The 26085-nt window shown below is 63.4% G+C and carries 22 protein-coding genes; 9 read left to right on the top strand and 13 right to left on the bottom strand.

Going from position 1 to position 26085, the window contains the following annotated elements; genetic code table 11:
* Positions 1-104: 104 nt before the first annotated feature.
* A complete protein-coding gene (gspK, locus tag ACK1VC_RS15995) occupies positions 105-1070 on the bottom strand; it encodes a type II secretion system minor pseudopilin GspK (protein WP_070086996.1) in 966 nt (321 codons plus the stop codon).
* Positions 1071-1215: 145 nt separating this feature from the next.
* Here gspK and tatA point away from each other — a divergent pair, with 145 nt between their 5' ends.
* From tatA to tatC, 3 genes are read left to right on the top strand one after another with little or no spacing between them, the layout of a single operon-like run.
* Positions 1216-1449: a twin-arginine translocase TatA/TatE family subunit gene (gene tatA / locus ACK1VC_RS15990; protein ID WP_016485117.1), complete on the top strand. Its 234-nt coding sequence runs from the start codon at positions 1216-1218 to the stop codon at positions 1447-1449.
* Positions 1449-1739, top strand: a complete 291-nt coding sequence (gene tatB / locus ACK1VC_RS15985) for a Sec-independent protein translocase protein TatB (protein WP_070086995.1) — start codon at positions 1449-1451, stop codon at positions 1737-1739. The genes tatA and tatB overlap by 1 nt, the downstream gene beginning before the upstream one ends.
* Positions 1736-2497 (top strand): twin-arginine translocase subunit TatC, encoded by a 762-nt coding sequence (gene tatC, locus ACK1VC_RS15980; protein WP_191087320.1) that lies wholly within the window; start codon positions 1736-1738, stop codon positions 2495-2497. Before tatB ends, tatC begins: the two co-directional genes overlap by 4 nt.
* Positions 2498-2526: 29 nt before the next feature.
* On the opposite strand, the gene ACK1VC_RS15975 is transcribed toward tatC, so the two are convergent.
* The gene (locus ACK1VC_RS15975) at positions 2527-2838 is read right to left on the bottom strand and encodes an NIF3 1 (RefSeq protein WP_016485114.1); all 312 of its coding nucleotides are present in this window, start codon (positions 2836-2838) and stop codon (positions 2527-2529) included.
* Between the two features lie 3 nt (positions 2839-2841).
* Entirely contained in the window at positions 2842-6741 is a 3900-nt protein-coding gene (purL, locus tag ACK1VC_RS15970) for a phosphoribosylformylglycinamidine synthase (RefSeq protein WP_016485113.1), read from the bottom strand.
* Between the two features lie 558 nt (positions 6742-7299).
* Between purL and mltF the strand changes: the two genes are divergently transcribed.
* Positions 7300-8757 (top strand): membrane-bound lytic murein transglycosylase MltF, encoded by a 1458-nt coding sequence (gene mltF / locus ACK1VC_RS15965; RefSeq protein ID WP_016485112.1) that lies wholly within the window; start codon positions 7300-7302, stop codon positions 8755-8757.
* Positions 8758-8864: 107 nt separating this feature from the next.
* Here the strand turns inward: mltF and tadA are convergent, their stop codons facing one another.
* From tadA to ACK1VC_RS15935, 6 genes are all read right to left on the bottom strand, one after another.
* Complete coding sequence (gene tadA / locus ACK1VC_RS15960) at positions 8865-9344, bottom strand: tRNA adenosine(34) deaminase TadA (RefSeq protein WP_023047716.1); 480 nt, start codon at positions 9342-9344, stop codon at positions 8865-8867.
* Positions 9344-10726, bottom strand: coding sequence for a multicopper oxidase family protein (locus ACK1VC_RS15955; RefSeq protein WP_449117984.1), 1383 nt, complete (start codon positions 10724-10726; stop codon positions 9344-9346). The genes tadA and ACK1VC_RS15955 overlap by 1 nt, the downstream gene beginning before the upstream one ends.
* A 263-nt stretch (positions 10727-10989) precedes the next feature.
* Positions 10990-12567 carry a glutamine-hydrolyzing GMP synthase gene (gene guaA / locus ACK1VC_RS15950; RefSeq protein ID WP_016485109.1) on the bottom strand — a complete coding sequence of 526 codons (1578 nt, stop codon included), beginning with the start codon at positions 12565-12567 and terminating at the stop codon, positions 10990-10992.
* 78 nt (positions 12568-12645) lie between these two features.
* Positions 12646-14115, bottom strand: a complete 1470-nt coding sequence (gene guaB, locus ACK1VC_RS15945) for an IMP dehydrogenase (protein WP_012270723.1) — start codon at positions 14113-14115, stop codon at positions 12646-12648.
* Positions 14116-14201: 86 nt separating this feature from the next.
* The gene (locus ACK1VC_RS15940; RefSeq protein ID WP_016485108.1) at positions 14202-14759 is read right to left on the bottom strand and encodes a hypothetical protein; all 558 of its coding nucleotides are present in this window, start codon (positions 14757-14759) and stop codon (positions 14202-14204) included.
* 47 nt (positions 14760-14806) lie between these two features.
* Positions 14807-15562: a sulfite exporter TauE/SafE family protein gene (locus ACK1VC_RS15935; protein ID WP_023047717.1), complete on the bottom strand. Its 756-nt coding sequence runs from the start codon at positions 15560-15562 to the stop codon at positions 14807-14809.
* A 97-nt stretch (positions 15563-15659) separates the two neighbouring features.
* Here ACK1VC_RS15935 and ACK1VC_RS15930 point away from each other — a divergent pair, with 97 nt between their 5' ends.
* From ACK1VC_RS15930 to leuA, 4 genes are all read left to right on the top strand, one after another.
* Positions 15660-16538 (top strand): LysR family transcriptional regulator, encoded by an 879-nt coding sequence (locus ACK1VC_RS15930; protein WP_016485106.1) that lies wholly within the window; start codon positions 15660-15662, stop codon positions 16536-16538.
* 205 nt (positions 16539-16743) lie between these two features.
* The gene (gene xseA, locus ACK1VC_RS15925) at positions 16744-18123 is read left to right on the top strand and encodes an exodeoxyribonuclease VII large subunit (RefSeq protein WP_191087319.1); all 1380 of its coding nucleotides are present in this window, start codon (positions 16744-16746) and stop codon (positions 18121-18123) included.
* A 3-nt stretch (positions 18124-18126) separates the two neighbouring features.
* Positions 18127-18954 carry a M23 family metallopeptidase gene (locus tag ACK1VC_RS15920; RefSeq protein ID WP_191087318.1) on the top strand — a complete coding sequence of 276 codons (828 nt, stop codon included), beginning with the start codon at positions 18127-18129 and terminating at the stop codon, positions 18952-18954.
* A gap of 442 nt (positions 18955-19396) precedes the next feature.
* Positions 19397-21070 carry a 2-isopropylmalate synthase gene (gene leuA / locus ACK1VC_RS15915; protein WP_023048427.1) on the top strand — a complete coding sequence of 558 codons (1674 nt, stop codon included), beginning with the start codon at positions 19397-19399 and terminating at the stop codon, positions 21068-21070.
* A gap of 113 nt (positions 21071-21183) precedes the next feature.
* On the opposite strand, the gene ACK1VC_RS15910 is transcribed toward leuA, so the two are convergent.
* Genes ACK1VC_RS15910 through zwf form a run of 3 tightly spaced genes read right to left on the bottom strand, consistent with a single transcriptional unit; the run spans position 21184 to position 24051 of the window.
* A complete protein-coding gene (locus ACK1VC_RS15910) occupies positions 21184-21864 on the bottom strand; it encodes a bifunctional 4-hydroxy-2-oxoglutarate aldolase/2-dehydro-3-deoxy-phosphogluconate aldolase (protein ID WP_016485102.1) in 681 nt (226 codons plus the stop codon).
* Positions 21865-21881: 17 nt separating this feature from the next.
* A complete protein-coding gene (pgl, locus tag ACK1VC_RS15905) occupies positions 21882-22595 on the bottom strand; it encodes a 6-phosphogluconolactonase (RefSeq protein WP_102689975.1) in 714 nt (237 codons plus the stop codon).
* Positions 22582-24051, bottom strand: a complete 1470-nt coding sequence (gene zwf, locus ACK1VC_RS15900; protein ID WP_016485100.1) for a glucose-6-phosphate dehydrogenase — start codon at positions 24049-24051, stop codon at positions 22582-22584. The genes pgl and zwf overlap by 14 nt, the downstream gene beginning before the upstream one ends.
* A gap of 211 nt (positions 24052-24262) precedes the next feature.
* Between zwf and hexR the strand changes: the two genes are divergently transcribed.
* Positions 24263-25126 (top strand): DNA-binding transcriptional regulator HexR, encoded by an 864-nt coding sequence (gene hexR, locus ACK1VC_RS15895; protein WP_172455959.1) that lies wholly within the window; start codon positions 24263-24265, stop codon positions 25124-25126.
* Here the strand turns inward: hexR and ACK1VC_RS15890 are convergent.
* Positions 25119-25973: a D-hexose-6-phosphate mutarotase gene (locus ACK1VC_RS15890; RefSeq protein WP_016485098.1), complete on the bottom strand. Its 855-nt coding sequence runs from the start codon at positions 25971-25973 to the stop codon at positions 25119-25121. The genes hexR and ACK1VC_RS15890 overlap by 8 nt on opposite strands.
* Between the last annotated feature and the right edge of the window lie 112 nt (positions 25974-26085).

Genomic DNA, 26085 nt, shown 5'->3' with positions numbered 1-26085 from the left:
AGCCAGCTCCCACAGGGATATCACAGGCCATGAATGCCTTGGTTTCCTGGGGGAGCTGGCTTGCCGGCGAAAGGGCTGCAAAGTAGCCCCGGCAATATCGAGCCCTACCAGGCCATGGGCTCCCGGCTACGCACCCGCACCTGCTGCGCCGGCACCCGGGCATGCCATTGCACCACTCCCAGCGCCTCTACCTGAAACTCGCTGCGTATCACCCGCCCCTCTTCCTCGAACGACAGCTGCAGCAGGAAGTACCCGCTGTTGAGCAGCAAACCCTCACTCAGCCGTTCAAACGTTTCGTCATCCACCGCCCCTAGCGCCTGGCGCAACGCGGCCGCATCCACATACCCCGACGCCGGCCGCCCGCTGATGATGCGGCTGAGCAGCGACCGCGAATAGCGCCCTTCGTACAGCGCTTCCAGCAACGGGAGGTGCTCCAGCCCGAGCGCATTGGCGTTCAGACGCCAGCCGGTGATCTCGGGCAAGGCGCACAGCATCGGATAACGCGCTTGGCGGCTGGCGTCCGGCTCCAGCAACAGGTTCAGTTCGCTGGTGTCGAGCATCGGCTGGTTGGCCGCCAGGCGCGGCGGTTGCTGGCGCAGGTACTGGGCACTTTCGGCGCCCTGCAGGCGGGTGTCGCTGTCGGCGTCGAGCCAGTCGGCCAGCGCATCGACCAGGCGTTCGGCGGCCATGTCGTCGCCCAGCAGGTGACGCAATTGGCGCTCGGCGCGCTCGCCATCGGCACCCAGCAGCGCATTGACGTTGAAGCAGGTGTGCTGGTCGCGCACCCGCAGCTGCGCCTGCCCGGCGCCAAAGTCGTAATTCAGCGGCTGCCCCCGCAAGGCCTGCCAGAACAGCGGGCTAAGCCGCCAGGCGGGGTCGCGCAGAGCCTGCTCGGCATAGGCCAGGCCGGCCTGCTCCATAGCCCGCACCTGTATGCGCTGGTGCAGCAGGCGCACTTCATCCACCTGGCGCCGGCCATCTTCCACCAACCAGGCCATGCCCGCCGCCAGCATTGCCAGCACCACCATCACCATCAGCAGGGCCGCACCCTGCTGTTGCCTGCCACCCATCCGTGCGTGCCTCGCTCGCAGAATAAAGACGCCAGTCAACACGCGGTGTGTTGCAGGTAGATGGCAATGCCAGTCCGTCATCTGCGCGTCATCTGCACGAGGCAGGATTGCCCTTCCTTTTCATGACCTTACAGGAGTGGTGGCAATGGGTGGCATTGGAATCTGGCAACTGGTGATCGTACTGCTGATCGTATTCCTGCTGTTTGGTACCAAGCGCCTCAAGGGCCTGGGCAGCGATGTGGGCGAGGCGATCCAGGGTTTTCGCAAGTCCATGGGCGGCGACACTGACGCCAACGCAACTGGCCAGGCGCAGGTTCAGCAACAGGCCCCGCTGACCGGCCAAGCCGCGCAGCAGCCTCAAGCGGACCGTCAGGCCTGATGTTCGAGGTAGGCTTCAGCGAGCTGCTGCTGGTGGGCGTCGTCGCGCTGCTGGTGCTGGGCCCGGAGCGCCTGCCGGTTGCAGCGCGCACCCTCGGGCGCGGCCTGGGCCAGGCACGCCGGGCCATGTACGCCTTGCGCACGCAGGTAGAACGCGAAATCGAGTTGCCCAACCTCGACAGCGCACCGCTGCAGCGCCTGGAACAGGAAATACGCCAGGGCATCAGCCTGAACACGGTGCCGGCCAATGATGCCACCACGGTCGCCGCCCCCAAGGAAAACGCCTCATGAGTATTGCCATGGACCCGACAGCCAGCATGCCGCTGACCGAACACCTGCGGGACCTGCGCAAACGCCTGGTGTGTTGCCTGGCACTGGTGGCCCTGGTATTCGCCGGCCTGTTCCCCTTCGCCCAGACGTTGTACACGCTCATCTCCGAACCGCTGCGGCGCTTTTTGCCGGAAGGCGCCAGCATGATCGCCACCAGCGTCACCTCGCCGTTTCTGACGCCGTTCAAGCTGACCGCAATGTGCGCACTGTTCATCGCCATGCCGCTGCTACTGCACCAGGCATGGGGCTTTCTGGCACCGGGGCTGTACCGCCGTGAGCGGCGCATTGCCCTGCCACTGCTGGTGTCGAGCATCGTGCTGTTCTATGCCGGCATGGCGTTCGCGTTCTTCCTGGTATTCCCGATGATGTTCGGTTTCTTTGCCAGCGTGACGCCGGACGGTGTGGCGATGATGACCGATATCAGCCAGTACCTGGACTTTATCCTGGCGCTGTTCCTGGCATTCGGGCTGGCGTTCGAGATCCCGGTGGCAACGTTCATCGTTGTCTGGGTGGGGTTGGCGGATGTGGCCACATTGCGGCGCAGCAGGCCCTACGTGATCGTCGGGTGCTTTGTGGTGGGGATGATTTTGACGCCACCGGATGTGTTTTCGCAGACGATGCTGGCGGTGCCGATGTGGGTGCTGTTCGAGGTGGGGTTGCTGGCTTGTGCCGGGTTGAAACGGCCTGAGCCAGGCAAGGAGATTGTGGCTGAACTGTAGGGCGTGCCCGCGAACAGCCGTGATGCGGTCTAGAACTCGGCGAGCCGCCAGACCTCATAGGCTGGCGTCTCGTACGGGTGGCTTTGCTTCAGCGCTGCGACAGCCTGGGCAATCAGCTCGTCAGCCACCACCAGCTCTACCTTCCACTCCTCCACCACCTCGACCTGACCGGCTTGCCCGAGGAACGGCTGGCTGCCGTCCAACGGGCGGAACTGGCCCTGGCCCAAGGTTTGCCAGGCGCAGTGGTCATAGTCGCCGATGCGCCCGCCACCAGCAGCGAACACAGCGGCCTTGACCACCTCGACATGGCTGGCGGGGACAAAGAAGGCGAGCTTGTACACGCCTTAGTTCACCCACACCCGCGCGTTGCGGAACATACGCATCAGCGCGGCATCTTCCTGCCACTCATCCGGGCGCCAGGAGTTCTGCACGGCGCGGAACACGCGCTCCGGGTGCGGCATCATGATGGTCACGCGGCCGTCGCGGCTGGTCAGGCCGGTGATACCACGCGGCGAGCCGTTCGGGTTGGCCGGGTAGGCTTCGGTGACCTTGCCGTGGTTGTCGACGTAGCGCAGGGCCACACAACCGGACAGGTCGGCTTCCAGCAGTGCCGCTTCATTGGCGAACTCGGCATGGCCTTCACCGTGAGCGATGGCGATCGGCATGCGCGAACCGGCCATGCCCTGCAGGAAGATCGAGTTGGACTTCTGCACCTCGACCATGGCAACGCGAGCCTCGAACTGCTCCGAGCGGTTACGCACGAAGTGCGGCCAGTACTCGGTGCCCGGGATCAGCTCGTGCAGGTTGGACATCATCTGGCAACCGTTGCACACGCCCAGGGCGAAGCTGTCGGTACGCTCGAAGAAGGCCTGGAACGCATCACGGGCACGGGCGTTGAACAGCGCCGACTTGGCCCAGCCTTCACCGGCACCCAGCACGTCACCGTAAGAGAAGCCACCGCAGGCGACCAGGCCCTTGAAGGCCTCGAAGTCGACACGGCCCGCCAGGATGTCGCTCATGTGCACGTCGATGGCGGCAAAACCGGCACGGTCGAAGGCAGCGGCCATCTCGACCTGGCCGTTAACACCCTGCTCACGCAGGATGGCCACTTGCGGGCGCACGCCCTTCTTGATGTACGGCGCAGCGATGTCGTCGTTGACGTCGAAGCCCAGCTTGACCGACAGGCCTGGGTTGTCTTCCTCGAGCAGCAGGTCGAATTCCTGGTCGGCGCAGTCAGCGTTGTCGCGCAGGCGCTGGATCTGGTAGCTGGTCTCGGCCCACTGACGCTGCAGCATGCGACGGTCGTCGTCGAACAGCACTTCGCCGTTCAGGCTGATGGACACTTCGGCGTTGTTGACCGGCTTGCCGATCACCGCGACGCACTCCTCGCCCAGGCCAGCCGCGCTGAACTGCGCCAGCACGTCCGGGGTGGCATCCTGGCGAACCTGGATAACCGCACCCAGCTCTTCGTTGAAGAGGATGGCCGGCACGTCTTTACGGTTGTCAGTCAGTGGGTCGAGTTGCAGGTCCAGGCCGCAGTGGCCGGCGAAGGCCATTTCCAGCACGGTGGTGATCAGGCCGCCGTCGGAGCGGTCGTGGTAGGCCAGCAGGTGGCCGTCGGCGTTCAGCCCCTGGATCACGGCAAAGAAGGCCTTGAGGTCTTCGGCGTCGTCCACGTCCGGTGCCTGGGCAGCAATCTTGCCGTAGGTCTGCGCCAGGATCGAGGCGCCCATGCGGTTCTTGCCACGGCCCAGGTCGATCAGGATCAGGTCGGTCTCGCCCTTGTCCATGCGCAGTTCAGGGGTCAGGGTCTTGCGAATGTCGGTGACCGGGGCGAAGCCGGTGATGATCAGCGACATTGGCGAGGTGACGCTCTTCTCGCCACCCTCATCGCTCCACTTGGTCTTCATCGACATCGAGTCTTTGCCGACCGGAATGGTAATGCCCAGCTCCGGGCACAGCTCCATGCCGACAGCCTTGACGGTGTCGTACAGGCGGGCATCTTCACCCGGGTGACCGGCGGCGGACATCCAGTTGGCCGACAGTTTGATGTCGGACAGTTTCTCGATGCGCGAAGCCGCCAGGTTGGTCAGGGTTTCACCGATGGCCATGCGCCCGGACGCCGGGGCATCCAGCAGCGCCAGCGGGGTGCGCTCGCCCATGGCCATGGCTTCACCGGTGTAGACGTCGAAGCTGGTGGCGGTGACGGCGCAGTCAGCGACCGGTACCTGCCACGGGCCGACCATCTGGTCGCGGGCAACCAGGCCGGTGATGGTACGGTCGCCAATGGTGATCAGGAAGCTCTTGCTGGCCACGGCCGGGTGGTTCAACACGCGCTGCACGGCGTTGTCCAGGTCCAGCTCGCTCGGGTCGAAGTCATCGCCCAGCTCGGCCTCGCGGGTAACCGAGCGGTGCATGCGCGGCGGCTTGCCCAGCAGCACGTCCAGCGGCATGTCCACAGGCGTGTTGCCGAAGTGGCTGTCGCTTACGGTCAGGTGCGGCTCTTCGGTTGCTTCACCGACCACGGCAAACGGGCAACGCTCACGCTCGCAGATGGCCTGGAAACGCTCGAAGTCGACCGCGCTGACGGCCAGCACGTAACGCTCTTGCGATTCGTTGCTCCAGATTTCGTGCGGGGCCATGCCCGGCTCGTCATTTGGCACGTTACGCAGCTCGAAGCGGCCACCACGGCCACCGTCGTTGACCAGCTCGGGGAAAGCGTTGGAGATACCGCCCGCGCCCACGTCGTGGATGAAGGCGATCGGGTTGTTGTCACCCAGCTGCCAGCAGCGGTCGATGACCTCTTGGCAACGGCGCTCCATTTCCGGGTTTTCGCGCTGTACCGAGGCAAAGTCCAGGTCAGCCGAGCTGGCACCGGTAGCCACCGACGAAGCGGCGCCGCCACCCAGGCCGATCAGCATGGCCGGGCCGCCGAGCACGATCAGCTTGGCGCCGACGGTGATCTCGCCCTTCTGCACGTGGTCTTCACGGATGTTGCCCATACCACCGGCCAGCATGATCGGCTTGTGGTAGCCGCGCACTTCTTCACCGTGCGGGGTATTGATGGCCTGCTCGAAGGTACGGAAGTAACCGGTCAGGGCCGGGCGACCGAATTCGTTGTTGAACGCGGCGCCACCCAGCGGGCCTTCGATCATGATGTCGAGGGCGTCGACGATACGCTCAGGCTTGCCGTAGGCCTGCTCCCAAGGCTGTTCGAAGCCCGGAATGCGCAGGTTGGACACGGTGAAGCCGGTCAGGCCCGCCTTGGGCTTGGCGCCGCGGCCGGTAGCACCTTCATCGCGGATTTCGCCACCGGAGCCGGTGGAGGCGCCGGAGAACGGGGCGATGGCAGTCGGGTGGTTGTGGGTTTCCACCTTCATCAGGATGTGCACCGGCTCCTGCACCGCGCCGTACTGGCGGGTTTCAGGGTTCGGGAAGAAGCGGCCGGCCACGTTACCGACGATGACCGAGGCGTTGTCCTTGTACGCAGACAGCACGCCTTCGCTGTGCATCTGGTAGGTGTTCTTGATCATGCCGAACAGGCTTTTTTCCTGAGCCTGGCCGTCGATGTCCCAACTGGCGTTGAAGATCTTGTGGCGGCAGTGCTCGGAGTTGGCCTGGGCGAACATCATCAGTTCGATGTCGTTCGGGTTGCGCTTGAGCCCCTGGAAGGCAGCGACCAGGTAGTCGATCTCGTCTTCGGCAAGGGCCAGGCCCAGGTCGATGTTGGCCTGGGCCAGGGCGTCACGGCCACCGGCCAGGATGTCCACCGAGGTCATCGGCTTGGGCTGGGCGTGGCTGAACAGGTCGGACGCCTGCTCCAGCTGGCCGAGCACGCGCTGGGTCATGCGGTCGTGCAGTTCGGCAGCAATCAACGCGGCATCAGCGTCGCTCAGGGTGCCGGCAACGTAGTAGGCGATGCCGCGCTCCAGGCGCTGGATCGACTGCAGGCCGCAGTTGTGGGCGATGTCGCTGGCCTTGCTGGCCCACGGCGAAATGGTGCCCAGGCGCGGCACGACCAGGAACAGGCGGCCAGTCGGCTCCTGTACCGGCACGCTCGGGCCGTACTTGAGCAGACGGCCCAGCACCTGCTGCTGGTCGGCGGTCAGCTCGCCATCGACATCGGCGAAGTGGGCAAATTCGGCATACAAACCAGTAACAGCGGGGACTTTCTGGCTCAGTTGCTCGAGTAATTTACCGTGGCGAAAGGCAGAAAGGGCAGGAGCGCCGCGCAGGATCAACATCGTCGGGACAGCCTCAGGAAGGGGTGTGCTTAGAGGCCGTGCATTCTAGCCTACTTCGATGGTTTTCGGCACCCGCTCTAAGCCACGGCTGCCGGGCGGCGTAACCGGACTTTCGGGTCAGAATTTGAAGTGCTCGCCTTGAGAGGTTTGTCGCGTGGAAGATCGAGCGCCGCCCGCGCGGCGCTTCGCGGGGCAAGCCCGCTCCCACATTTGTTTCAGGCCAATCATTCCTGAACCATTGGCGCGCGGGCCCTTGTTTGCTCCATTCGATATCGCGTGTTGCGCTGATGCTTTTCATCCCTTTCCAGCCATGCACCCCGGGTGCGCGCGCCAATGGAGGCAGGAGAAACTGGCCCGAAACAAATGTGGGAGCGGGCTTGCCCCGCGAAGCGCCGCGCGGGCGGCGCTCGATCTCACAGGCGCAACACCTCCCAAGGCCAGCACCTGGTGGCCCCAACCGCAATCCTCCGCCACGCCCCACAACACATAAACCGCTACCAGACAAGCTAACCGTTGTCGAGATATGGCTGAACCGGTCCTTTGCGTATACTGCAACCTATGTTCGCCCACACTGCTTTGCGCCAGCGTTGCGCCAAATGGCTTCTCGCAACCGGACTCTTTCTGCTGCTCGGTGCCTGCGTTGAAAAACCCAGCACCCTCGAGCGCGTGAAGGAGGATGGCGTGCTGCGCGTGATCACCCGCAACAGCCCGGCCACCTACTTCCAGGATCGCAACGGCGAAACCGGTTTCGAATACGAGCTGGTCAAGCATTTCGCCGACGATCTCGGTGTGAAACTGGAGATCGAGACTGCCGACAACCTCGATGAGCTGTTCGACGACCTCGGCAAACCCTCCGGCCCGGTGCTGGCAGCCGCCGGCCTGGTCAGCAGCGAACGGCGCACCGCCCAGGCGAAATTCTCGCACCCTTATCTGGAAGTGACCCCACAGGTCATCTACCGCAACGGCCGGCCCCGCCCAACCAACGCCAAGGGCCTGGTCGGCAAGAAGATCATGGTGCTCAAAGGCAGCAGCCATGCCGACCTGCTGGCCGAGCTGAAAAAGCAGAACCCCGGCCTTGAATATGAAGAGTCGGATGCGGTGGAGGTGGTCGACCTGCTGCGCATGGTCGACGAAGGGCAGATCGACCTGACCCTGGTCGACTCCAACGAGCTGGCGATGAACCAGGTGTACTTCCCCAACGTGCGCGTGGCCTTCGACGTGGGCGACACCCGCGACCAGCGCTGGGCAGTGGCAGCGGGCGAAGACAACAGCCTGCTCAACGAGATCAACGAATTTCTCGACAAGGCACAGAAGAACGGCACCCTGCAACGCCTGAAAGACCGTTATTACGGCCATGTCGACGTATTAGGTTATGTGGGTGCCTACACCTTCGCCCAGCACCTGCAACAGCGCCTGCCCAAGTACGAAAAGCACTTCAAGAGCTACGCCAAGGTCGAGCAGGTGGACTGGCGTCTGCTGGCCGCCATCGGCTATCAGGAATCGATGTGGCAGCCGGAGGTCACCTCCAAGACCGGTGTTCGCGGCCTGATGATGCTGACCCAGCGCACCGCCCAGGCCATGGGTGTGTCCAACCGGCTGGACCCGAAACAGAGCATCCAGGGTGGTGCCAAGTATTTCATGAAGATCAAGGCCGAGCTGGACGACAGTATCCAGGAGCCGGACCGCACCTGGTTCGCCCTGGCTGCCTATAACGTCGGCAGTGGCCACCTGGAAGACGCCCGTACCCTGGCCAAGCGCGAGAAGCTCAACCCGAACAAGTGGCTGGACGTGAAGAAGATGCTGCCGCGCCTGTCGCAGAAGCAGTGGTATCGGCAGACCAAATACGGTTATGCCCGTGGCGGCGAGCCGGTGCACTTCGTGGCCAACATCCGCCGCTACTACGACATCCTTACCTGGGTGACCCAGCCGCAGCTTGAAGGCCAGGTGGCCGAAGGCAACCTGCATGTGCCCGGGGTCAACAAGACCAAGCCGGCAGAACAGTCGCCGCCGATGTAGGCACCATCGCCCTCAGGCCAATAGATTTCCTGCAGGAGCAGCCTTGCGCTGCGAAGAGGCCGGTATAGCCACAAAGAATCTATTGCCATGCGGGCCTTTCTGGAGCGCTAGGTCTTGGCCCGGCGGGCCTTGAAGAAATCGCTGAGGATCTGCCCACACTCCTGCGCCAGCACCCCGCCCTCCACCATCACCCGATGGTTGAGGAAGCCCTGGCCGAAGAACTGCCCCTGGCTCTGCACAATGCCTGCCTTGGGCTCCAGCGCGCCAAATACTACCCGCATCACCCGCGAATGCACGATCAGCCCTGCACACATGCTGCACGGCTCCAGGGTCACATACAGGGTGCTGCCGGGCAGCCGGTAATTACTGGCCGTTTTCGCCGCTGCGCGGATGGCCACCATCTCGGCATGCGCGCTGGGGTCGCTGTCGATGATCGGCCGGTTGAACCCCTGGCCGATCACCTGCCCATGCTGCACCAGCACCGCGCCCACCGGCACCTCGCCGAGGGCCGCGCCCTCGGCCGCCAGGGCCAGGGCCAACTGCATGAACTCCTGATCACGGCTGCGATCGATGATCTGCGGGCGCATCAGACCACCGCAATCGCGGCCATCAGGCCGGTTTCCATGTGGTCGATGACGTGGCAGTGGAACATCCAGGTACCCGGGTTATCCGCCACCAGCGCTACCTGGGCGCGCTCGTTCTTGCCCAGCAGGTAGGTGTCGGTGAACCAGGGCTCTTTTATGTCGTGACGGTTGGAGGCGATCACCTTGAAACTCATGCCGTGCAGGTGGATCGGGTGCTGGTACTGGGTCATGTTCTTGAGCTCGAAGATGTAGCTCTTGCCCTTTTTCAACGTGGCGATGGGGTGGTCGGCGCAGGTCTTGTCGGTGATATCCCAGGCCTGGCCGTTGATCTGCCACATGCTCGACGGTTTGTCCGGGTCAGGGGTGACAGAGACGCTGGCCGCCCACTCGAAATTGAAGTTGAGCTTTTCGGCATTCTCCAGGTCCGGCTCGGCGATCGGGTTGGGCGGCAGCGCTGGCGGCCAGCCACCCACGGCGTCGTTACTGGGCACTGAACGCAGTGTACCCAGGCGCACGAAACCGTCGCGCAGGGAGATTTCTTCACCCGCTTCGGGAATACGTATGGCCAGACAGATGCGCATGCCGGGGCCGAGCCAGTATTCATCCTCCAGCGGCCGCGGGGTCACCGGGTTGCCGTCGAGCGCGTAGATTTTCGCCTCGCAGTTGCCCTTGAGGTTGAGCCGGTAGGTCCAGGTGTTGTCCAGGTTCAGCAGGCGCACCCGCACCACCTGGCCGGCCGGCAGCTCGGTGACCGAGTCGGCCTGGCCGTTGATGGTGATCAGCCGCCCAGCCGTACCGTTACGCGCCGCCTCGCGAGGGATGCTGAAAGGCAGCCAGGCACCCTGCTCGTCCACATGCCAGTTCTTCAGGCTCAACGTGCGCTCATGCTGGAACCCTGTAGGTTCGCGCTCCTCGACGATCAACGGGCCGACCAGGCCGCGGCCCAGCTCTTCGGAGCTGCTGACATGCGGGTGGTACCAGTAGCTGCCTGCGTCCGGCACGCGGAACTTGTAGTCGAAGTACTCGCCTGGCTTGACCGGCAGTTGCGACACGTAGGGCACGCCGTCCATTTCCAGCGGCAGGCGAATGCCATGCCAGTGGATGGTGGTTTCCACCGGCAGGTGGTTGATAAAGCGTACCCGCAGCCAGGTACCCTGGCGCACACGCAGCTCGGTGCCCGGTGCCGACGGGCCGAAGGCCCAGGCCTCGGTCTTGAAGCCCGGCACCAGTTCGACGTCCAGCGGCGCCGCGATCAGCTCGTAATCATGCCCGGCGTTGTCATCTTCGACCTTGCCCAGCCAGTAACGCACCGCGCCACCGGCGCCCAGGCCAACCACAACCAGGCCGGTCAGGCCTTTGAGCATTTGTCGACGGGTGAAGGACATCGGTGCGGGTACCTCGTGTTCGGCGCAATCAAGCTGCCAGCAGTGGCTGGCAATGAAGGGCGAATACGATACACCTGCAAATGCGAAAGATTAAGTGAAGTCTTGTTTTGCCTGGGCTGGCCTCTTCGCGGGTAAACCCGCTGCCACAGGGACCGCACAGTGATTGAGGCTTGCAGCACTTTGTGGGGGCGGTTTTACCGCAAAGGGGCCAGGACAGGCGACAGATACAACAAGGGCGCCTTGCGGCGCCCTTGTGGCTCAACTTATTCCCACTCGATGGTGGCCGGCGGCTTGCTCGACACGTCGTAGGTAACGCGCGAGATACCGTCGATTTCGTTGATGATACGGCCGCTGACAGTTTCCAGCAGCTCGTATGGCAGGTGTGCCCAACGCGCGGTCATGAAGTCCACGGTTTCGACGGCACGCAGGGCCACGACCCAGGCGTAGCGACGGCCGTCGCCAACAACACCCACCGATTTGACCGGCTGGAACACCACGAATGCCTGGCTGGTCTTGTGGTACCAGTCGGCCTTGCGCAGTTCTTCGATGAAGATGTGGTCAGCGCGACGCAGGATGTCGGCGTATTCCTTCTTCACTTCACCAAGGATACGCACGCCCAGGCCCGGGCCCGGGAACGGGTGGCGATAGACCATGTCGTACGGCAGGCCCAGTTCCAGGCCAATCTTGCGCACTTCGTCCTTGAACAGCTCACGCAGCGGCTCGACCAGCTTGAGGTTCATTTCCTCCGGCAGGCCACCCACGTTGTGGTGCGACTTGATCACGTGGGCCTTGCCGCTCTTGGCGCCAGCCGACTCGATCACGTCCGGGTAGATGGTGCCTTGGGCGAGGAACTGGATGTTATCCAGCTTGCTGGCTTCGGCGTCGAAGACGTCGATGAAGGTGCGGCCGATGATCTTGCGCTTCTTCTCCGGGTCGGCTTCGCCTTCCAGGTTGTCGAGGAACTGCTTTTCAGCGTCGGCGCGGATCACCTTGACGCCCATGTTCTCTTTGAACATGGCCATCACCTGGTCGCCTTCGTGCAGGCGCAGCAGGCCGTTGTCGACGAATACGCAAGTCAGCTGGTCGCCGATGGCGCGGTGCAGCAGTGCAGCAACCACCGAGCTGTCAACGCCGCCGGACAGGCCCAGCAGGACGTTGGCCGAACCGACTTGCGCACGCACCTGGGCGATGGCGTCTTCAACGATGTTGGAGGCGGTCCACAGGGCTTCACAGCCGCAAATGTCCTGCACGAAACGGGACAGGATGCGACCGCCCTGCTTGGTGTGGGTCACTTCCGGGTGGAACTGCACGCCGTAGTAGCCGCGAGAATCGTCGAACATGCCGGCGATCGGGCAGCTCGGGGTGCTGGCCAGTACATGGAAGTTGCCGGGCATCTGGGTGACCTTGTCACCGTGGCTCATCCATACATCAAGGCCCAGCACGCCATCGGCGTCAACGTGGTCTTCGATGCCGTCGAGCAGGCGGCTCTTGCCGACCACGTCCACGCGGGCATAACCGAACTCACGCAGGTCGGAACCTTCAACCTTGCCGCCCATCTGCTCGGCCATGGTCTGCATGCCGTAGCAGATGCCCAGCACGGGTACGTTCAGGTCGAACACGGCCTGCGGCGCGCGCGGGCTGTTGGCTTCGTGGACCGACTCGGGGCCGCCGGCGAGGATGATGCCGCGCGGGTTGAATTCGCGGATCGCTTCATCGTCCATGTCGAACGGGTGCAGTTCGCAGTACACGCCGATTTCGCGCACGCGGCGGGCGATCAGCTGGGTGTACTGGGAACCGAAATCGAGGATCAGGATGCGGTGAGCGTGAATGTCGAGGGCCATGACTCAATCTCGTCAGTGGAAATCGGAAACGACGCGGGGCTGTCGTGACAGCCCCGCATGCTTGTATTGCTGGAAGCCTCAGCCTACGCGGTAGTTAGGGGCTTCTTTGGTGATCTGCACGTCATGCACGTGGGACTCGGCCATGCCGGCACCGGTGATGCGTACAAATTCCGGCTTGGTGCGCATCTCTTCGATGGTGGCGCTGCCGGTGTAGCCCATGGACGAACGCAGGCCGCCCATCAGCTGGTGGATGATCGCAGCCAGGGCGCCCTTGTAAGGCACACGGCCTTCGATCCCCTCAGGAACAAGCTTCTCGGCGCCGGCCGAGGAGTCCTGGAAGTAACGGTCCGACGAGCCTTGCGCCTGTGCCATGGCACCCAGCGAGCCCATGCCGCGGTAGGCCTTGTAGGAACGGCCCTGGAACAGTTCGACTTCGCCTGGGGCCTCTTCGGTACCGGCAAACATCGAACCCATCATCACGCAGGAAGCACCGGCAACAATGGCCTTGGACAGGTCACCGGAGAAGCGGATACCGCCGTCGGCGATCAGTGGCACGCCAGTGCCTTCCAGTGCGGCAGCAACGTTGGCGATGGCGCTGATTTGCGGCACGCCGACACCGGCAACGATACGGGTGGTGCAGATGGAGCCTGGGCCGATGCCGACCTTGACGGCGTCAGCGCCAGCTTCGGCCAGGGCCTTGGCTGCGGCGCCGGTGGCGATGTTGCCGCCGATCACCTGCACTTGCGGGTAGGTTTCCTTCACCCAGCGAACGCGGTCGATCACGCCTTTGGAGTGACCGTGTGCGGTGTCGACTACCACCACATCAACGCCAGCGGCAACCAGCGCGGCAACACGCTCGCCGGTGTCCTTGCCGGTGCCGACCGCAGCGCCAACGCGCAGGCGACCCTGGTCGTCCTTGCTGGCCAGCGGGTAAGCCTTGGCTTTTTCGATGTCCTTGACGGTCATCATGCCCTTGAGGTTGAACTTGTCGTCAACGATCAGGACCTTTTCCAGGCGGTGCTTGTGCAGCAGCTCGCGGACTTCGTTCTTGTCGGCGCCTTCGCGGACGGTGACCAGACGCTCTTTGGGGGTCATCACGTCGCGGACCTTGGCGTCCAGGCGGGTTTCGAAGCGTACGTCACGGGAGGTGACGATACCGACCAGGTCACCATTCGCCAGCACTGGAACACCGGAAATGTTGTTCAGGCGGGTCAGGTCGAACAGGTCACGCACGGTGGCGTCGGCTTCGATGGTGATCGGGTCCTTGACCACGCCAGCCTCGAACTTCTTGACCTTGCGTACTTCGCCGGCCTGCTGCTCGATGGTCATGTTCTTGTGGATGATGCCGATGCCGCCTTCCTGGGCCATGGCAATGGCCAGACGCGCTTCGGTCACGGTATCCATGGCGGCGGAAACCAGCGGAATGTTCAGCTCGATGCCACGGGTCAAACGGGTCTTGAGGCTGACTTCATTAGGCAGTACCTCGGAATAGCCAGGTACAAGGAGGATATCGTCGAAGGTCAGGGCTTCTTGGCTGATACGCAGCATCGCGGGGGCTCCCGGGCGGGAAAAATGGAAGCGCGCCATTATACTCATCCACGGCGCGCCGCTCAATGCAAAATAAGGGCCTTCGGTCAGCCTTGTGGCAGTTTTACCTGCACCACGGTCACCGGCTGGTCGAGCCAGTCGGCAAAGCTGTCGAGAAAGGCCTGGGTGAACCCGGCCTCGCCCCAGTTGTTGAAGATGAACCCCAGGTTGGAAAAGGCACATGGCTGCAGGTAAATGAAGCCATTGATGTCATCTTCAAAGCCGCACAGCGGGCAGGTGAAGTTGTCGGTCACCGCCGGCGTCCACTCCTCCAGGCTTTCGAACAGCGGCTCGCCCACCTCGCGCCGGCACTCCGGGCAACCGGCCTCTTCGAGAAACCCTTCGGTGGGGGTGTAGATGCAGCGCTTGAGCACCACCTCCATGCCGTTGACCGGCTGGTCGAAGGGCAGTTTTTCCGGATGAAGGGCCACCTTGCGCGCCCCTGCAGCCAGGGCATGGCCCATGCGGTTGCCGGTGCGGCCACAGGTGGTCAGCTGCTCTTCGACGACTTTTTCGCGCACCAGCCAGCGCACGATGGCGCGCGCGCGGGCTTCATGCACCGGGACGGTGGACAGCTTGGGAACGATGATGCTCTGGGTGTTCATGAACGGGACAAGCCTGAAAAACGCCGGTAATGGCGCAATTCTACCGCTCAGGCGCTCAGGTAGCGACCGATCAACGCCAGGCCGCTGGCCAGCACCAGCCAGGTGACCAGGCGAACGAAAGCCTCACGCGACAACCGGTTGGTCAGCCGGCGCCCCACCCAGAGGCCGACGAACATGACTGGCAGCAAGCAGGCGGCGAGCAGCAGCAGGCTTTGGTCGGCATAGACACCGGCGATCAGGAACAGCGAAAGGCGCACTACGGTACTGCAACTGATCAGCGCACTCTGGGTGGCGCGAACCTGTTCCTTTACCTCCAGCCGTGCGCTCAGGTAAAGCGCATAAAGAAACCCGCCACTGCCGAACAGCGCCCCGAACAATCCGCCTGCCGTACCCATCGGCACCGCCCACAAGCCTGACAGGGTGGCCGGCCGGGCCTTCACTGCCAGCCCGTATAACGCATAGGCGGTCACGAACACGCCCATCAACAGCAGCAAAAGGTCGGATTTCAGTTGCAGCAGGAACACCACGCCCAACGTGCAGCCCAGGGCCATGAACGGTAACAGCCGCAACAACTCGCTGCGCACCACATCCCGGCGCGACGGCAGCAGGTTGCCGAACGCGGCAACGAAGTCCAGCAGCACCAGTAGCGGGATGATGCGCGACAACGGCATGAAATGGATCAATATCGGCCCGGCCACCAGCGCGGTACCGAAACCGGCAATGCCGAATACGACATAAGCAACGCCGACACCCAGCAGGATGGGTAGCCAATCGAGGCCGGAAAACGACAGTTGGGCGAGCATGGCAGCGGTTCCTGGGAAGACAGGCAAAGATTAGCCAGACACGAGCCATGCCGACTAATATGCCTTTACTGTCAAACCCATCTCAAAAAGGCATGGCATGACCTCGATCCGCCAGTTGCGTTACTTCGTTGAAATCGCCGAGTGCGGCAGTTTCAGCGCTGCCGCCGAACGGCTGTACATCGCCCAGTCGGCGCTTAGCCGGCAGATCAAGGAGCTGGAGCAGCAACTGGGCACGCCGCTGTTCGAACGCACCGCGCGCCTGCCACGCCTGACACTGGCCGGCGAAGCATTGCTTGAACGGGCGCGGCGCTTGCTGGCCGACCTTGCACAAGCCGAGCGGGTAACCCGCGACATTGGCGAGGGGTTGCAAGGCAGTCTGCGCCTGAACCATTCCAGTACCGTGCCGCTGACCGGCACGCTGCTGGCTCGCCTGGCCGACTACCTGAAAGACAACCCGGGGGTTTCGCTGGAGATTGCGCAGCAGTCTTCGGAGGCACAGCTGGAAGATATTGCTGCCGGGCGGCTGGATATCGGCCTGCTGCGGTTGCCGGTGCTGCGTCAGCACGAAGGTGTGGTGCTGCATGAACTGTTCAGCGAACCCTTGTTGCTGGCGGTCGCTGCCGGGCACCCGTTGGCCAGCGCGCCACGGGTGAAACTGGAGCAGCTGAGGGAAGAGCGCTTCATTTCCATCCCGCACCGGGACCGTGGCGGGCTGAGTTACCTGTCGGCTTCGCTGTGCATGGAGGCAGGCTTCTTCCCGCAAGCGGCGCAGGTGCTGTCGCGCAAGACCACGCAGTTGCAGCTGATTCAGGCGGGGTTCGGGGTGGCGCTGTTGCCGCAGTGCATGCGTGAGATTGCGCCGGCTTCAGTCAGCTTCGTGGCGCTGGACGGTGATTGCCAGAGCACAGTGGCACTGGCCTGTCGTCGCGATGCAGGGCAGATGGTGCGGCAGTTCGTGGCGACGATGCAGGGCTGAAGGCACCGGCTGCGATCTTGTGGGAGCGGCCTTGCGTCGCGAAAGGGCTGCGAAGCGGCCCCAGGTTTTCAGCTTCGCCGCATGAAGTGCCGGGGCCGCGTTGCGGCCCTTTCGCGACGCAAGGCCGCCTCCACAAGGATTGGGTCAAGGCTGGCAGTAGGGGCAAGACAGACAACCGGGGCCGATGTCCTTTATGATGCCTGCCATGATCAAAGACCCCTTCGAACGACTCGGCCTGGACCGTGAGGTCCTTACCGTCAGCCAACTCAACGGCCGCGCCCGCGTGCTGCTGGAAGACGTGTTCCGCAGCGTCTGGGTGGAAGGCGAAATCTCCAACCTTGCCCGCCCGGCATCCGGCCACATGTACTTCACCCTCAAGGACAGCGGCGCTCAGGTGCGTTGCGCGCTGTTCCGGCAGAACGCCACGCGGGTGCGCCAGTCGCTGCGCGACGGCCTGGCGGTGCGGGTACGCGGCAAGGTTTCGCTGTTTGAAGGGCGTGGCGACTACCAGCTGATCCTCGACACCGTCGAGCCGGCCGGCGACGGCGCACTGCGCCTGGCCTTCGAGGCGCTGAAGGAAAAGCTCAGTGCCGAGGGGCTGTTCAGCGCCGAACGCAAAAAACCGCTACCGGCCCACCCTCAACGTATCGGCATCATCAGCTCGCCTACCGGCGCCGTGATCCGCGACATCATCAGCGTGTTCGGCCGCCGCGCTCCACAAGTGGAGCTGAACCTGATTCCCACGGCGGTGCAGGGCCGTGAAGCCATCGCGCAGATCGTGCGCGCCATTCGCCTGGCCGACAGCCTTGGTTTCGACGCGCTGATACTGGCCCGCGGTGGTGGTTCGCTGGAAGACCTGTGGTGCTTCAACGAAGAAGCCGTGGCGCGTGCCGTAGCCGCCTGCGTCACCCCTATCGTCAGCGCCGTGGGCCATGAAACCGATGTGTCGATCAGCGACTTCGTTGCCGACGTACGGGCACCCACGCCGTCTGCCGCCGCGGAGTTGCTGGCCCCCGACAACAGTGGCTTGCAGCAACGGTTGGACGGCCTGCAGCGGCGCCTGCTGCTGCGCATGCAGAACCGCCTGACCCATGACCGGCTGCGCCTGGAATCACTGACCCGGCGCCTGCGCCACCCGGGCGAACGCCTGCGCCAGCAGGCCCAGCGCCTGGACGACCTGGACATGCGCCTGCGCCGCGCTTTCATGCTCAGCCTCAATCAGCGCCGCGAGCGCGTGGCACGCATGGACACGCGCCTGGCCGCGCAGCACCCGGGGCGCAACCTGAAATTGCTGAGCCAGCGCCTGGACAGCCTGGCCGAGCGCCTGCCACGGGCCATGCGCGAGGTGCTGAAAGACCGCCGCCAACGCTTCCAGGCCCAACTGCAAACCCTGCAGGTGGTGAGCCCGCTGGCCACCCTCGCCCGCGGCTACAGCATCCTGCTGGACGACCAGGGCCAGGCCATTCGCAGTGCCGAACAGACCCGCAATGGCCAGCGCCTGACCGCCCGCCTGAACGAAGGCGAACTGCAGGTGCGGGTCGAAGACAACCACCTGACCCCGGTCACCCTCTCATTACTGGACTGACACATGCCCCGCCTGCTCGCGCCCCTGCTCGCCCTCTCCCTCGTGCTGCTCGCCGGCGGCGCCCAGGCCAGCTATATCACCCGCACACTGAACAAGCCGGTGCCGGGTGGCGTGGCGGTGGTTGACCTGGGCCCCGCCACAAGCGCGCCCAGCGCCCGTTTCGACGGCAAGCCGGTGCTGGTGGTGAAGGAGCAGGACAACTGGCTGGCCATCGTCGGCATCCCGCTGACCCAGAAGCCCGGCACTGCCGTGCTGAGCCAGGACGGCCGCACCCTGCCCTTCAGCGTCGGGAGCAAGAAATACCCTGAACAGCGCATCACGCTGAAGAACACTCGCCAGGTCAACCCGAACCCGGCCGACCTCAAGCGCATCGACCGCGAGCTGGCCGAACAGATCAAGGCCTACCGCAGCTTCAGCCCGACCCTGCCAAGCAACCTGATCCTCGACAAGCCGGTCAACGGCCCGCTGTCGAGCAAATTCGGCGTGCGCCGCTTCTTCAACGGTGAAGAGCGCAACCCGCATGCCGGGCTGGACTTTGCAGTGCCAGCGGGGACACCGATCAAGACACCGGCCAATGGCAAGGTGATCCTGGTGGGGGATTACTTCTTCAATGGCCGCACGGTGTTCGTCGACCATGGGCAGGGCTTTATCAGCATGTTCTGCCACATGTCGAAGATCGATGTGCAGGTGGGGCAATCGCTGCGCCGTGGCGAGGTGGTCGGTCGCGTGGGCTCGACCGGGCGGGCAACCGGGCCGCACATGCACTGGAACGTCAGCCTGAATGATGCGCGGGTGGACCCGGCTATTTTCATCGGCGCGTTCCAACCCTGAGACCTGCGCTGCCTATGCTGGCCTCTTCGCGGGTAAACCCGCTCCCACAGGTACGGCGCAGCTTTCAAATGCGGCGCGATCCCTGTGGGAGCGGGTTTACCCGCGAAGAGGCCAGCACAGGCAGCACCCTTACCACTGGGTTGCGCCATCGAAATATACCGCGCAAAAATCACGAAACACTCAACAAATTACAGCCATAAAATCTCGCCTAATCGCTTTTTTTAAGCATTCCTCTCAATTTTTTCTGGACACTTGCCATCCCTGACCTCTCTGGTTAGGGTTGAGGGCATGAAAACCTTCAGCACCCTCATCCTGCTCCGACAACATCGCAGCCTCTGCCTGGTCAGCGCCCGACTACCAGGCTGAATCGCGTCGCCTCGCCTCTTCATCTCGTTATCGCTCGGCAGGCCCGATCTCGGCCGCACACAAAAGGATTGCTTCCATGACCATGCTCAAAGACCCTTCGAAGAAATACCGCGCCTTTCCGACCATCGACCTGCCTGACCGTACCTGGCCGTCGAAGACCATCACCGCCGCGCCGATCTGGTGCAGCTCCGACCTGCGTGATGGCAACCAGTCGCTGATCGAGCCGATGGATTCGGAGAAGAAACTGCGCTTCTGGAAGACCCTGGTGCAGGTGGGCGTGAAGGAAATCGAAGCGTCGTTCCCGTCTGCCTCGCAGACCGATTTCGACTTCGTTCGCACCCTGATCGAGGACGGCCACATCCCGGACGACACCACCATCCAGGTGCTCACCCAGGCCCGTGAAGACCTGATCGCACGCACCTTCGAATCGCTGCGCGGTGCGAAGAAGGCCATCGTTCACCTGTACAACGCCACCAGCCCGTCGTTCCGCCGCATTGTCTTCAACCAGGACAAGCAAGGCGTAAAAGACATCGCGGTGAACGCCGCCAAGCTGTTCGTCAAGTACGCTGCCCAGCAGCCGGAAACCCAGTGGACCTTCCAGTACTCGCCAGAAACCTTCAGCGCCACTGAAATGGAGTTCGCCAAGGAAGTCTGCGATGCAGTCATCGAGGTGTGGAACCCGACGCCTGAGCACAAGATCATCCTCAACCTGCCGGCCACGGTGGAAGTGTCCACGCCAAACATCTACGCCGACCAGATCGAGTGGTTCTGCCGCAATGTCAGCCGCCGCGACAGCGTGATCATCAGCCTGCACTGCCACAACGACCGTGGCACCGGTATTGCTGCCACCGAGCTGGGCCTGATGGCCGGCGCCGACCGCGCCGAAGGCTGCCTGTTCGGCAATGGCGAGCGTACCGGTAACGTCGACCTGGTGACCTTGGCCCTGAACCTCTACACCCAAGGCATCGACCCGTTGCTGGACTTCTCCGACATCGACGGCGTGCGCAAGGTGGTCGAAGAGTGCAACCAGCTGCCGGTGCACCCACGCCACCCGTACGTGGGCGACCTGGTCCATACTGCCTTCTCCGGCTCGCACCAGGATGCCATCCGCAAGGGTTTCGCCAAGCAGCAGGAAGGCGAACTGTGGGAGGTACCGTACCTGCCAATCGACCCGGCCGACATCGGCCGCAGCTACGAGGCGGTTATCCGCGTCAACAGCCAGTCGGGTAAAGGCGGCATCACCTACCTGCTCGAACAGGAATATGGCATCAGCCTGCCACGCCGCATGCAGATCGAGTTCAGCCAGGTGGTTCAGGGTGAAACCGACCGCCTCGGCCTGGAAATGACCGCCCAGCAGATCTACAGCCTGCTGCACAAGGAATACCTCCAGGCCAACGCGCCATACGCGCTGGTCAGCCACCGCCTGCAGGAAGAAAACGGCCACAGCGCCGTGGAAGTGGAAGTTGCCGGTGAAGGCGAAACCACCCTGCACTGGCGCGGCAAGGGCAACGGTGCCCTCGAAGCCCTGGTAGCCGGCCTGCCGATTGCCGTGGAGATCATGGACTACAACGAGCACGCCATTGGCGCAGGCACCAATGCCAAGGCCGCAGCCTACATTGAACTGCGCGTGGCCGGTGGCCGCCCCGTGCATGGCGTGGGCATCGATGAAAACATCACCACGGCCAGCTTCAAGGCACTGTTCAGCGCGTTGAACCGCTCGCTGAGCCAGCAGGATGCCAAGGCAGCCTGAGCACGCTTGCGAAAAGAAAAAGCCCGCTGTTGAAAGCGGGCTTTTCCATTATTCGGGGCAAAAAAAAGGGGCGCCGACCAAGCGCCCCACAAGCCGTAAAGCACACAACAAATTCAGTTGGCGTCCAGCAGCGCCATCGCCTCGGCACTGCACGCTTCGATCCGCGCCCAATCACCGTTCTTGATCCAGCTGCTGTCGAGCATCCAGGTACCCCCCACGCACATTACATTGGGCAAGGCCATGTAGTTACGCACGTTGGCCGGGTTCACGCCGCCGGTTGGGCAGAAGCGAATATCGCCGAACGGGCCACCAAAGGCCTTGATCGCCGCCACGCCGCCGCTGATTTCAGCCGGGAACAACTTGAACCGGCGGTAGCCCAAGGCATAGCCCATCATGATTTCGGATGGCGTACTGATGCCCGGCAGCAGCGGGATTTCACTGTCCACGCCCGCCTTCAGGATGTCCTGGGTAATGCCCGGGGTAACGACGAACTGTGCTCCGGCAGCCTCGACAGCGGCGAACATACTGCGGTCGAGCACGGTACCCGCGCCTACGCACAACTCCGGGCGCTGTTCACGCAGCACCTGAATGGCTTTGAGCCCATGCTGCGAACGCAGGGTCACTTCCAGGGTACGGATCCCACCGGCGGCCAGGGCATCGGCCAGCGGCAGGATGTCTTCCTCACGGGCGATGGTGATTACCGGCAGGATGCGCGCCTGTTCGCAAATGGCGTCGATCCGGGCGGCTTTGGCGGCCATCGAGAGCTTTGGCTGTGGGCGTTCGAGGGTGGTCATGACAGTGGATCCTTGGCTCATGGGCACCAGTAGATGTCCAGGGGGTCGTGAAGAAAAGCGCGAATCGGCATTTCAGTAAGGTCGTTGCCAGCCAGCGCGGCGCGCAGGGTAGCGAGTTTGCCCGGCCCTTGCACGGACAGCGCTGTGAAGGCGGCGCTGGCCAGCAGCGAGCGGGTCATCGACAGGCGCTGGTGCGGCACGCTCGGCGCCAGCAACGGCAGGCAGCGACGCCCGCTGGCGAGGTCCAGGCCTGCTTTCAGGTTTGGGCTGCCAGGGAACAGCGAGGCGGTATGGCCATCATCACCCATGCCCAGTACCAGCACGTCGATTGGCGGCAGTGCAAGCAGAGCCTGGTCGGCCTTGCCAGCTGCGGTATCGAGGTTGTCCGCCTGCTGGTACAGGCCGACAAAGCGGGCCTTGGCTGCCGCGCCTTTGAGCAGATGGCGGGCCAACAGCCCGGCGTTGCTGTCAGCGTGCTCCACCGGCACCCAGCGCTCATCGGCCAGGCTGACGGTGACCTTGGCCCAGTCCAGGTTTTCACTGGCCAACTGCTCAAGGAATGGCACCGGGCTGCGGCCACCCGACAGCACCACGCAGGCCTGGCCCTTGGCAGCAATCGCTGCACGAAGGCGTTCGGCAACATCTTGGGCCAGGGTGGCAGCCAACGCCTTGGCATCCGCCAGGTCGTGAACCTTCACAGTCGCTGGAAAATTCAATTCAGATATCTCCATACCACGCCCTCCCATCGCGTGTGATCAAAGCTATCGAGCTCATCGGCCCCCAGGAGCCCGCCGCGTAAGGCTTGGGCGCATCGCCTGCATTACGCCAGCCGGCAATCAACTGGTCGCACCACTTCCAGGCATATTCGATTTCGTCCTTGCGCACGAACAGGTTCTGGTTACCGCGCATCACTTCGAGCAACAGGCGTTCGTAAGCGTCCGGAATCCGCGTGCTGCGCCAGGTGTCGGAAAAATTAAGCTGCAACGGGCCACTGCGCAGTTGCATGCCTTTGTCCAGGCCCTGCTCCTTGGTCATCACCCGTAAAGAAATACCCTCGTCCGGTTGCAGGCGGATGATCAGCTTGTTGCCGACTTGCAAACGCTGTTCCGGGGCAAAGATGTAGTGGGGCGTTTCCTTGAAGTGAATGACGATCTGCGACAGCTTCTGCGGCATGCGCTTGCCGGTACGCAGGTAGAACGGCACGCCCGACCAGCGCCAGTTGCGGATGTCGGCACGCAGGGCGACGAAGGTTTCCGTGTCGCTGCTGGCGTTGGCGTTGTCTTCTTCCAGGTAACCCGGCACCGGCTTGCCCTCGCTGTAGCCGGCAATGTACTGACCACGCACCACTCGGGTGCTCAAACCCTCGCCAGTGATCGGCGCCAGGGCCTTGAGCACCTTCACCTTTTCGTCACGAATGGCATCGGCGGACAGCTCGCTCGGCGGGTCCATGGCGATCAGGCACAGTAACTGCAACAGGTGGTTCTGGATCATGTCGCGCAACTGGCCAGCCTTGTCGAAATAGCCCCAGCGGCCTTCGATACCCACCTTTTCGGCCACGGTGATCTCCACGTGGGAGATGGAATTCTGGTTCCACTGGGTTTCGAACAGGCTGTTGGCGAAGCGCAGCGCAATCAGGTTCTGTACCGTCTCCTTGCCCAGGTAGTGGTCGATGCGGTAAACCCGGTTTTCGGGGAAGAACCGTGCCACGGCATCGTTGACCCGGCGTGACGACTCCAGGTCGTGGCCGATGGGCTTTTCCAGCACCACCCGGGTACGCGGAGCCAGCCCGGCCTTGTCGAGGTTCTCGCAGATGGCCCCGTACACCGCTGCCGCCGTGGCGAAGTAAGCGATCAGCGGCAGTTCGCCCGGCAGCTGCTCGGCCAGTGCCTGGTAACCCTCGGGTTGCAGAAAGTCCAGGTGCTGGTAGCTCAACCGGGCCAGGAAACGGCCTAATGCAGCAGGCTCGATATCGGCCTCGGGCACATGCCGGCGCAAGTGGGCTTCGATGCTGTTCAGGTGCTCCTGTGCGCTGCCTGCCTCGCGGGCCAGCGCCAGCAGGCGCGTGTCGGGGTGCAGCAGGTTAGCCCGGTCGAGCTGGTAGAGCGCAGGAAACAGCTTGCGCAATGCCAGGTCACCGAGGGCGCCAAACAGGGCAAATGTGCAAGGTTCGACACTGATTGCAGCCATGATGTAGGTTCTTTCCTAAAGTTGGTCTAGGAATACCGCTTTCACATACGGTTTTCAAGGGATAATGTAGTAAAAACCACAACATTACACACAAGTATTACAGACAAGTGGTGCGCCATCCGCACCAACAGTACGATAGACGACCGTGCAAAAAGCCTGCTGCTTCGCCAGCCGGCTGTCTTCCCGACCCAAGGACACACCCATGGACCGCGTGCGAAACCTCCTGGAACAGATCCAGGGACGCCTCGACGAGCTGAACAAGGCCGAACGCAAAGTCGCCGAAGTCATCCTGCTCAACCCGCAACAAGCCACCCGTTTCAGCATTGCTGCGCTGGCACAGGCGGCCAAGGTCAGCGAACCGACCGTCAACCGCTTCTGCCGCTCGTTCGGCGTCAGCGGTTACCCCGAACTCAAGCTGCAGCTGGCGCAGAGCCTGGCCAGCGGCGCCGCTTACGTCAGCCGAGCGGTAGAGGCCGACGATGACCCGGCAGCCTACACCCAGAAAATCTTCGCCAGTGCCATCGCCTCGCTCGACGGCGCGTGCCAGCTACTGGACCCGCAGCAGGTCAGCCGTGCCGTGGACATGATGATCCAGGCCAGGCAGATCCACTTCTTCGGCCTGGGCGCCTCAGCCCCGGTGGCCCTGGATGCGCAGCACAAGTTCTTCCGCTTCAACCTGGCTGTATCGGCCCACGCCGATGTGCTGATGCAGCGCATGCTGGCCTCAGTGGCCCATACCGGCGACCTGTTCGTGATCATTTCCTACACCGGGCGCACCCGCGAACTGGTCGAAGTGGCCCGCCTGGCCCGCGAAAACGGCGCCTCGGTGCTGGGCCTGACTGCCGCCGGCTCGCCACTGGCCAATGCCTGCAGCCTGAGCCTGCACATTCCGTTGCCGGAAGACACCGACATCTACATGCCGATGACCTCACGGATCATCCAGCTGACCGTGCTCGATGTGCTGGCTACCGGCATGACCCTGCGCCGCGGCGTCGACTTCCAGCCACACCTGCGCAAGATCAAGGAAAGCCTGAACGCCAGCCGCTACCCGATCGAGGACGACGAACTCAACTGAGCCGGTGCGCCTGCAGGCGCAGGTGGGCACGCTGCCCCGGCGCCAGGCTCAGGCCCTCGCCACTGCCACTGGCGGCCTCGACGCAGACAAAACGCTGGCTTTCACGGCCAGTCACGCCCATCAACGGTCGGTTACCCGGGTGCCAGACCACGGTGTCATCGCTGTCACCGGTGTCAATGCACAGCTCGCGCTGCCAGGCCGGGTCCTGCAACTGCACCCGCGGCGTGCCCGGGTAGACCTTCTGGCAGCCACCCTTGAGCTTCAGCGCGCCATCTTCACGGCAGGCCTGACGATTCAGGCGGTCATAACCTTCGATATCCTCCAGCCCGGACAGCGCTATCTCGGAGACGTCACTGATCCGCCAATAGGCCAGCAATGCATGGCTCAGCTGGCAAGGTTCGCTGTCCTGGTGCTCGGTACTCAGGCTCAGTTCCATACGGCTACCCAGCCTGGCGTGCAGGTCGACCTGCCAGTCGCACAGGTCCAGGCGCCACTTCAAGGTAACGCCCTCCTCGTCTTCGCGGCTGTCTACGAGCTTCCAGTCCAGCAAACGCGCCCAGCCGTGGGCTGGCCACAGGTCCTCGCTGGGGTGGCGGCCATACCACGGCCAGCACACCGGCACGCCGCCACGGATCGCCCCCACCTGCGGCCACTGCTCGGCGCACCACAGCCACGGCCGCTCACCTGCCGGCTGAAAGTGCAGCAGTTGCGCGCCCTGGCGGCTGAATACCGCCTGGCAACGGGGGTGATCAATGATCAGCACATCGCGCTGCTGGTAACGCTCCCACTCGAATGTCGGCCTTGGCCGCTGCGAGGAAAAGAAGCGATGGAGCGGATGTTCGGGCATGGTTCAGAGCTCTTGTTGTTTGAGATAGCGCTGTCTCGGCCTATCCCCGACAACCACTGCAGGCCAGTGGGTGCCGGGAACCGAAAAGGGATTGGCGTAAATTTACAACAAA

Source organism: Pseudomonas sp. XP2, from assembly GCF_053557975.1.
This window is presented reverse-complemented; position numbering and strand designations above follow the sequence as displayed.

Bases quoted from the DNA above. Each gene is read 5' to 3' on its own strand.
- tadA (WP_023047716.1), bottom strand. From the start codon at position 9,344: ATGCGCCCGCAGATCATCGATCGCAGCCGTGATCAGGAGTTCATGCAG.
- guaA (WP_016485109.1), bottom strand. From the start codon at position 12,567: ATGGCCCTCGACATTCACGCTCACCGCATCCTGATCCTCGATTTCGGT.
- ACK1VC_RS15935 (WP_023047717.1), bottom strand. From the start codon at position 15,562: ATGCTCGCCCAACTGTCGTTTTCCGGCCTCGATTGGCTACCCATCCTG.
- ACK1VC_RS15955 (WP_449117984.1), bottom strand. From the start codon at position 10,726: ATGTCCTTCACCCGTCGACAAATGCTCAAAGGCCTGACCGGCCTGGTT.
- leuA (WP_023048427.1), top strand. From the start codon at position 19,397: ATGACCATGCTCAAAGACCCTTCGAAGAAATACCGCGCCTTTCCGACC.
- pgl (WP_102689975.1), bottom strand. From the start codon at position 22,595: ATGGAGATATCTGAATTGAATTTTCCAGCGACTGTGAAGGTTCACGAC.
- purL (WP_016485113.1), bottom strand. From the start codon at position 6,741: ATGTTGATCCTGCGCGGCGCTCCTGCCCTTTCTGCCTTTCGCCACGGT.
- xseA (WP_191087319.1), top strand. From the start codon at position 16,744: ATGATCAAAGACCCCTTCGAACGACTCGGCCTGGACCGTGAGGTCCTT.
- ACK1VC_RS15920 (WP_191087318.1), top strand. From the start codon at position 18,127: ATGCCCCGCCTGCTCGCGCCCCTGCTCGCCCTCTCCCTCGTGCTGCTC.
- guaB (WP_012270723.1), bottom strand. From the start codon at position 14,115: ATGCTGCGTATCAGCCAAGAAGCCCTGACCTTCGACGATATCCTCCTT.
- ACK1VC_RS15930 (WP_016485106.1), top strand. From the start codon at position 15,660: ATGACCTCGATCCGCCAGTTGCGTTACTTCGTTGAAATCGCCGAGTGC.
- ACK1VC_RS15940 (WP_016485108.1), bottom strand. From the start codon at position 14,759: ATGAACACCCAGAGCATCATCGTTCCCAAGCTGTCCACCGTCCCGGTG.
- tatB (WP_070086995.1), top strand. From the start codon at position 1,449: ATGTTCGAGGTAGGCTTCAGCGAGCTGCTGCTGGTGGGCGTCGTCGCG.
- mltF (WP_016485112.1), top strand. From the start codon at position 7,300: ATGTTCGCCCACACTGCTTTGCGCCAGCGTTGCGCCAAATGGCTTCTC.
- zwf (WP_016485100.1), bottom strand. From the start codon at position 24,051: ATGGCTGCAATCAGTGTCGAACCTTGCACATTTGCCCTGTTTGGCGCC.
- tatA (WP_016485117.1), top strand. From the start codon at position 1,216: ATGGGTGGCATTGGAATCTGGCAACTGGTGATCGTACTGCTGATCGTA.
- gspK (WP_070086996.1), bottom strand. From the start codon at position 1,070: ATGGGTGGCAGGCAACAGCAGGGTGCGGCCCTGCTGATGGTGATGGTG.
- tatC (WP_191087320.1), top strand. From the start codon at position 1,736: ATGAGTATTGCCATGGACCCGACAGCCAGCATGCCGCTGACCGAACAC.
- ACK1VC_RS15910 (WP_016485102.1), bottom strand. From the start codon at position 21,864: ATGACCACCCTCGAACGCCCACAGCCAAAGCTCTCGATGGCCGCCAAA.
- ACK1VC_RS15890 (WP_016485098.1), bottom strand. From the start codon at position 25,973: ATGCCCGAACATCCGCTCCATCGCTTCTTTTCCTCGCAGCGGCCAAGG.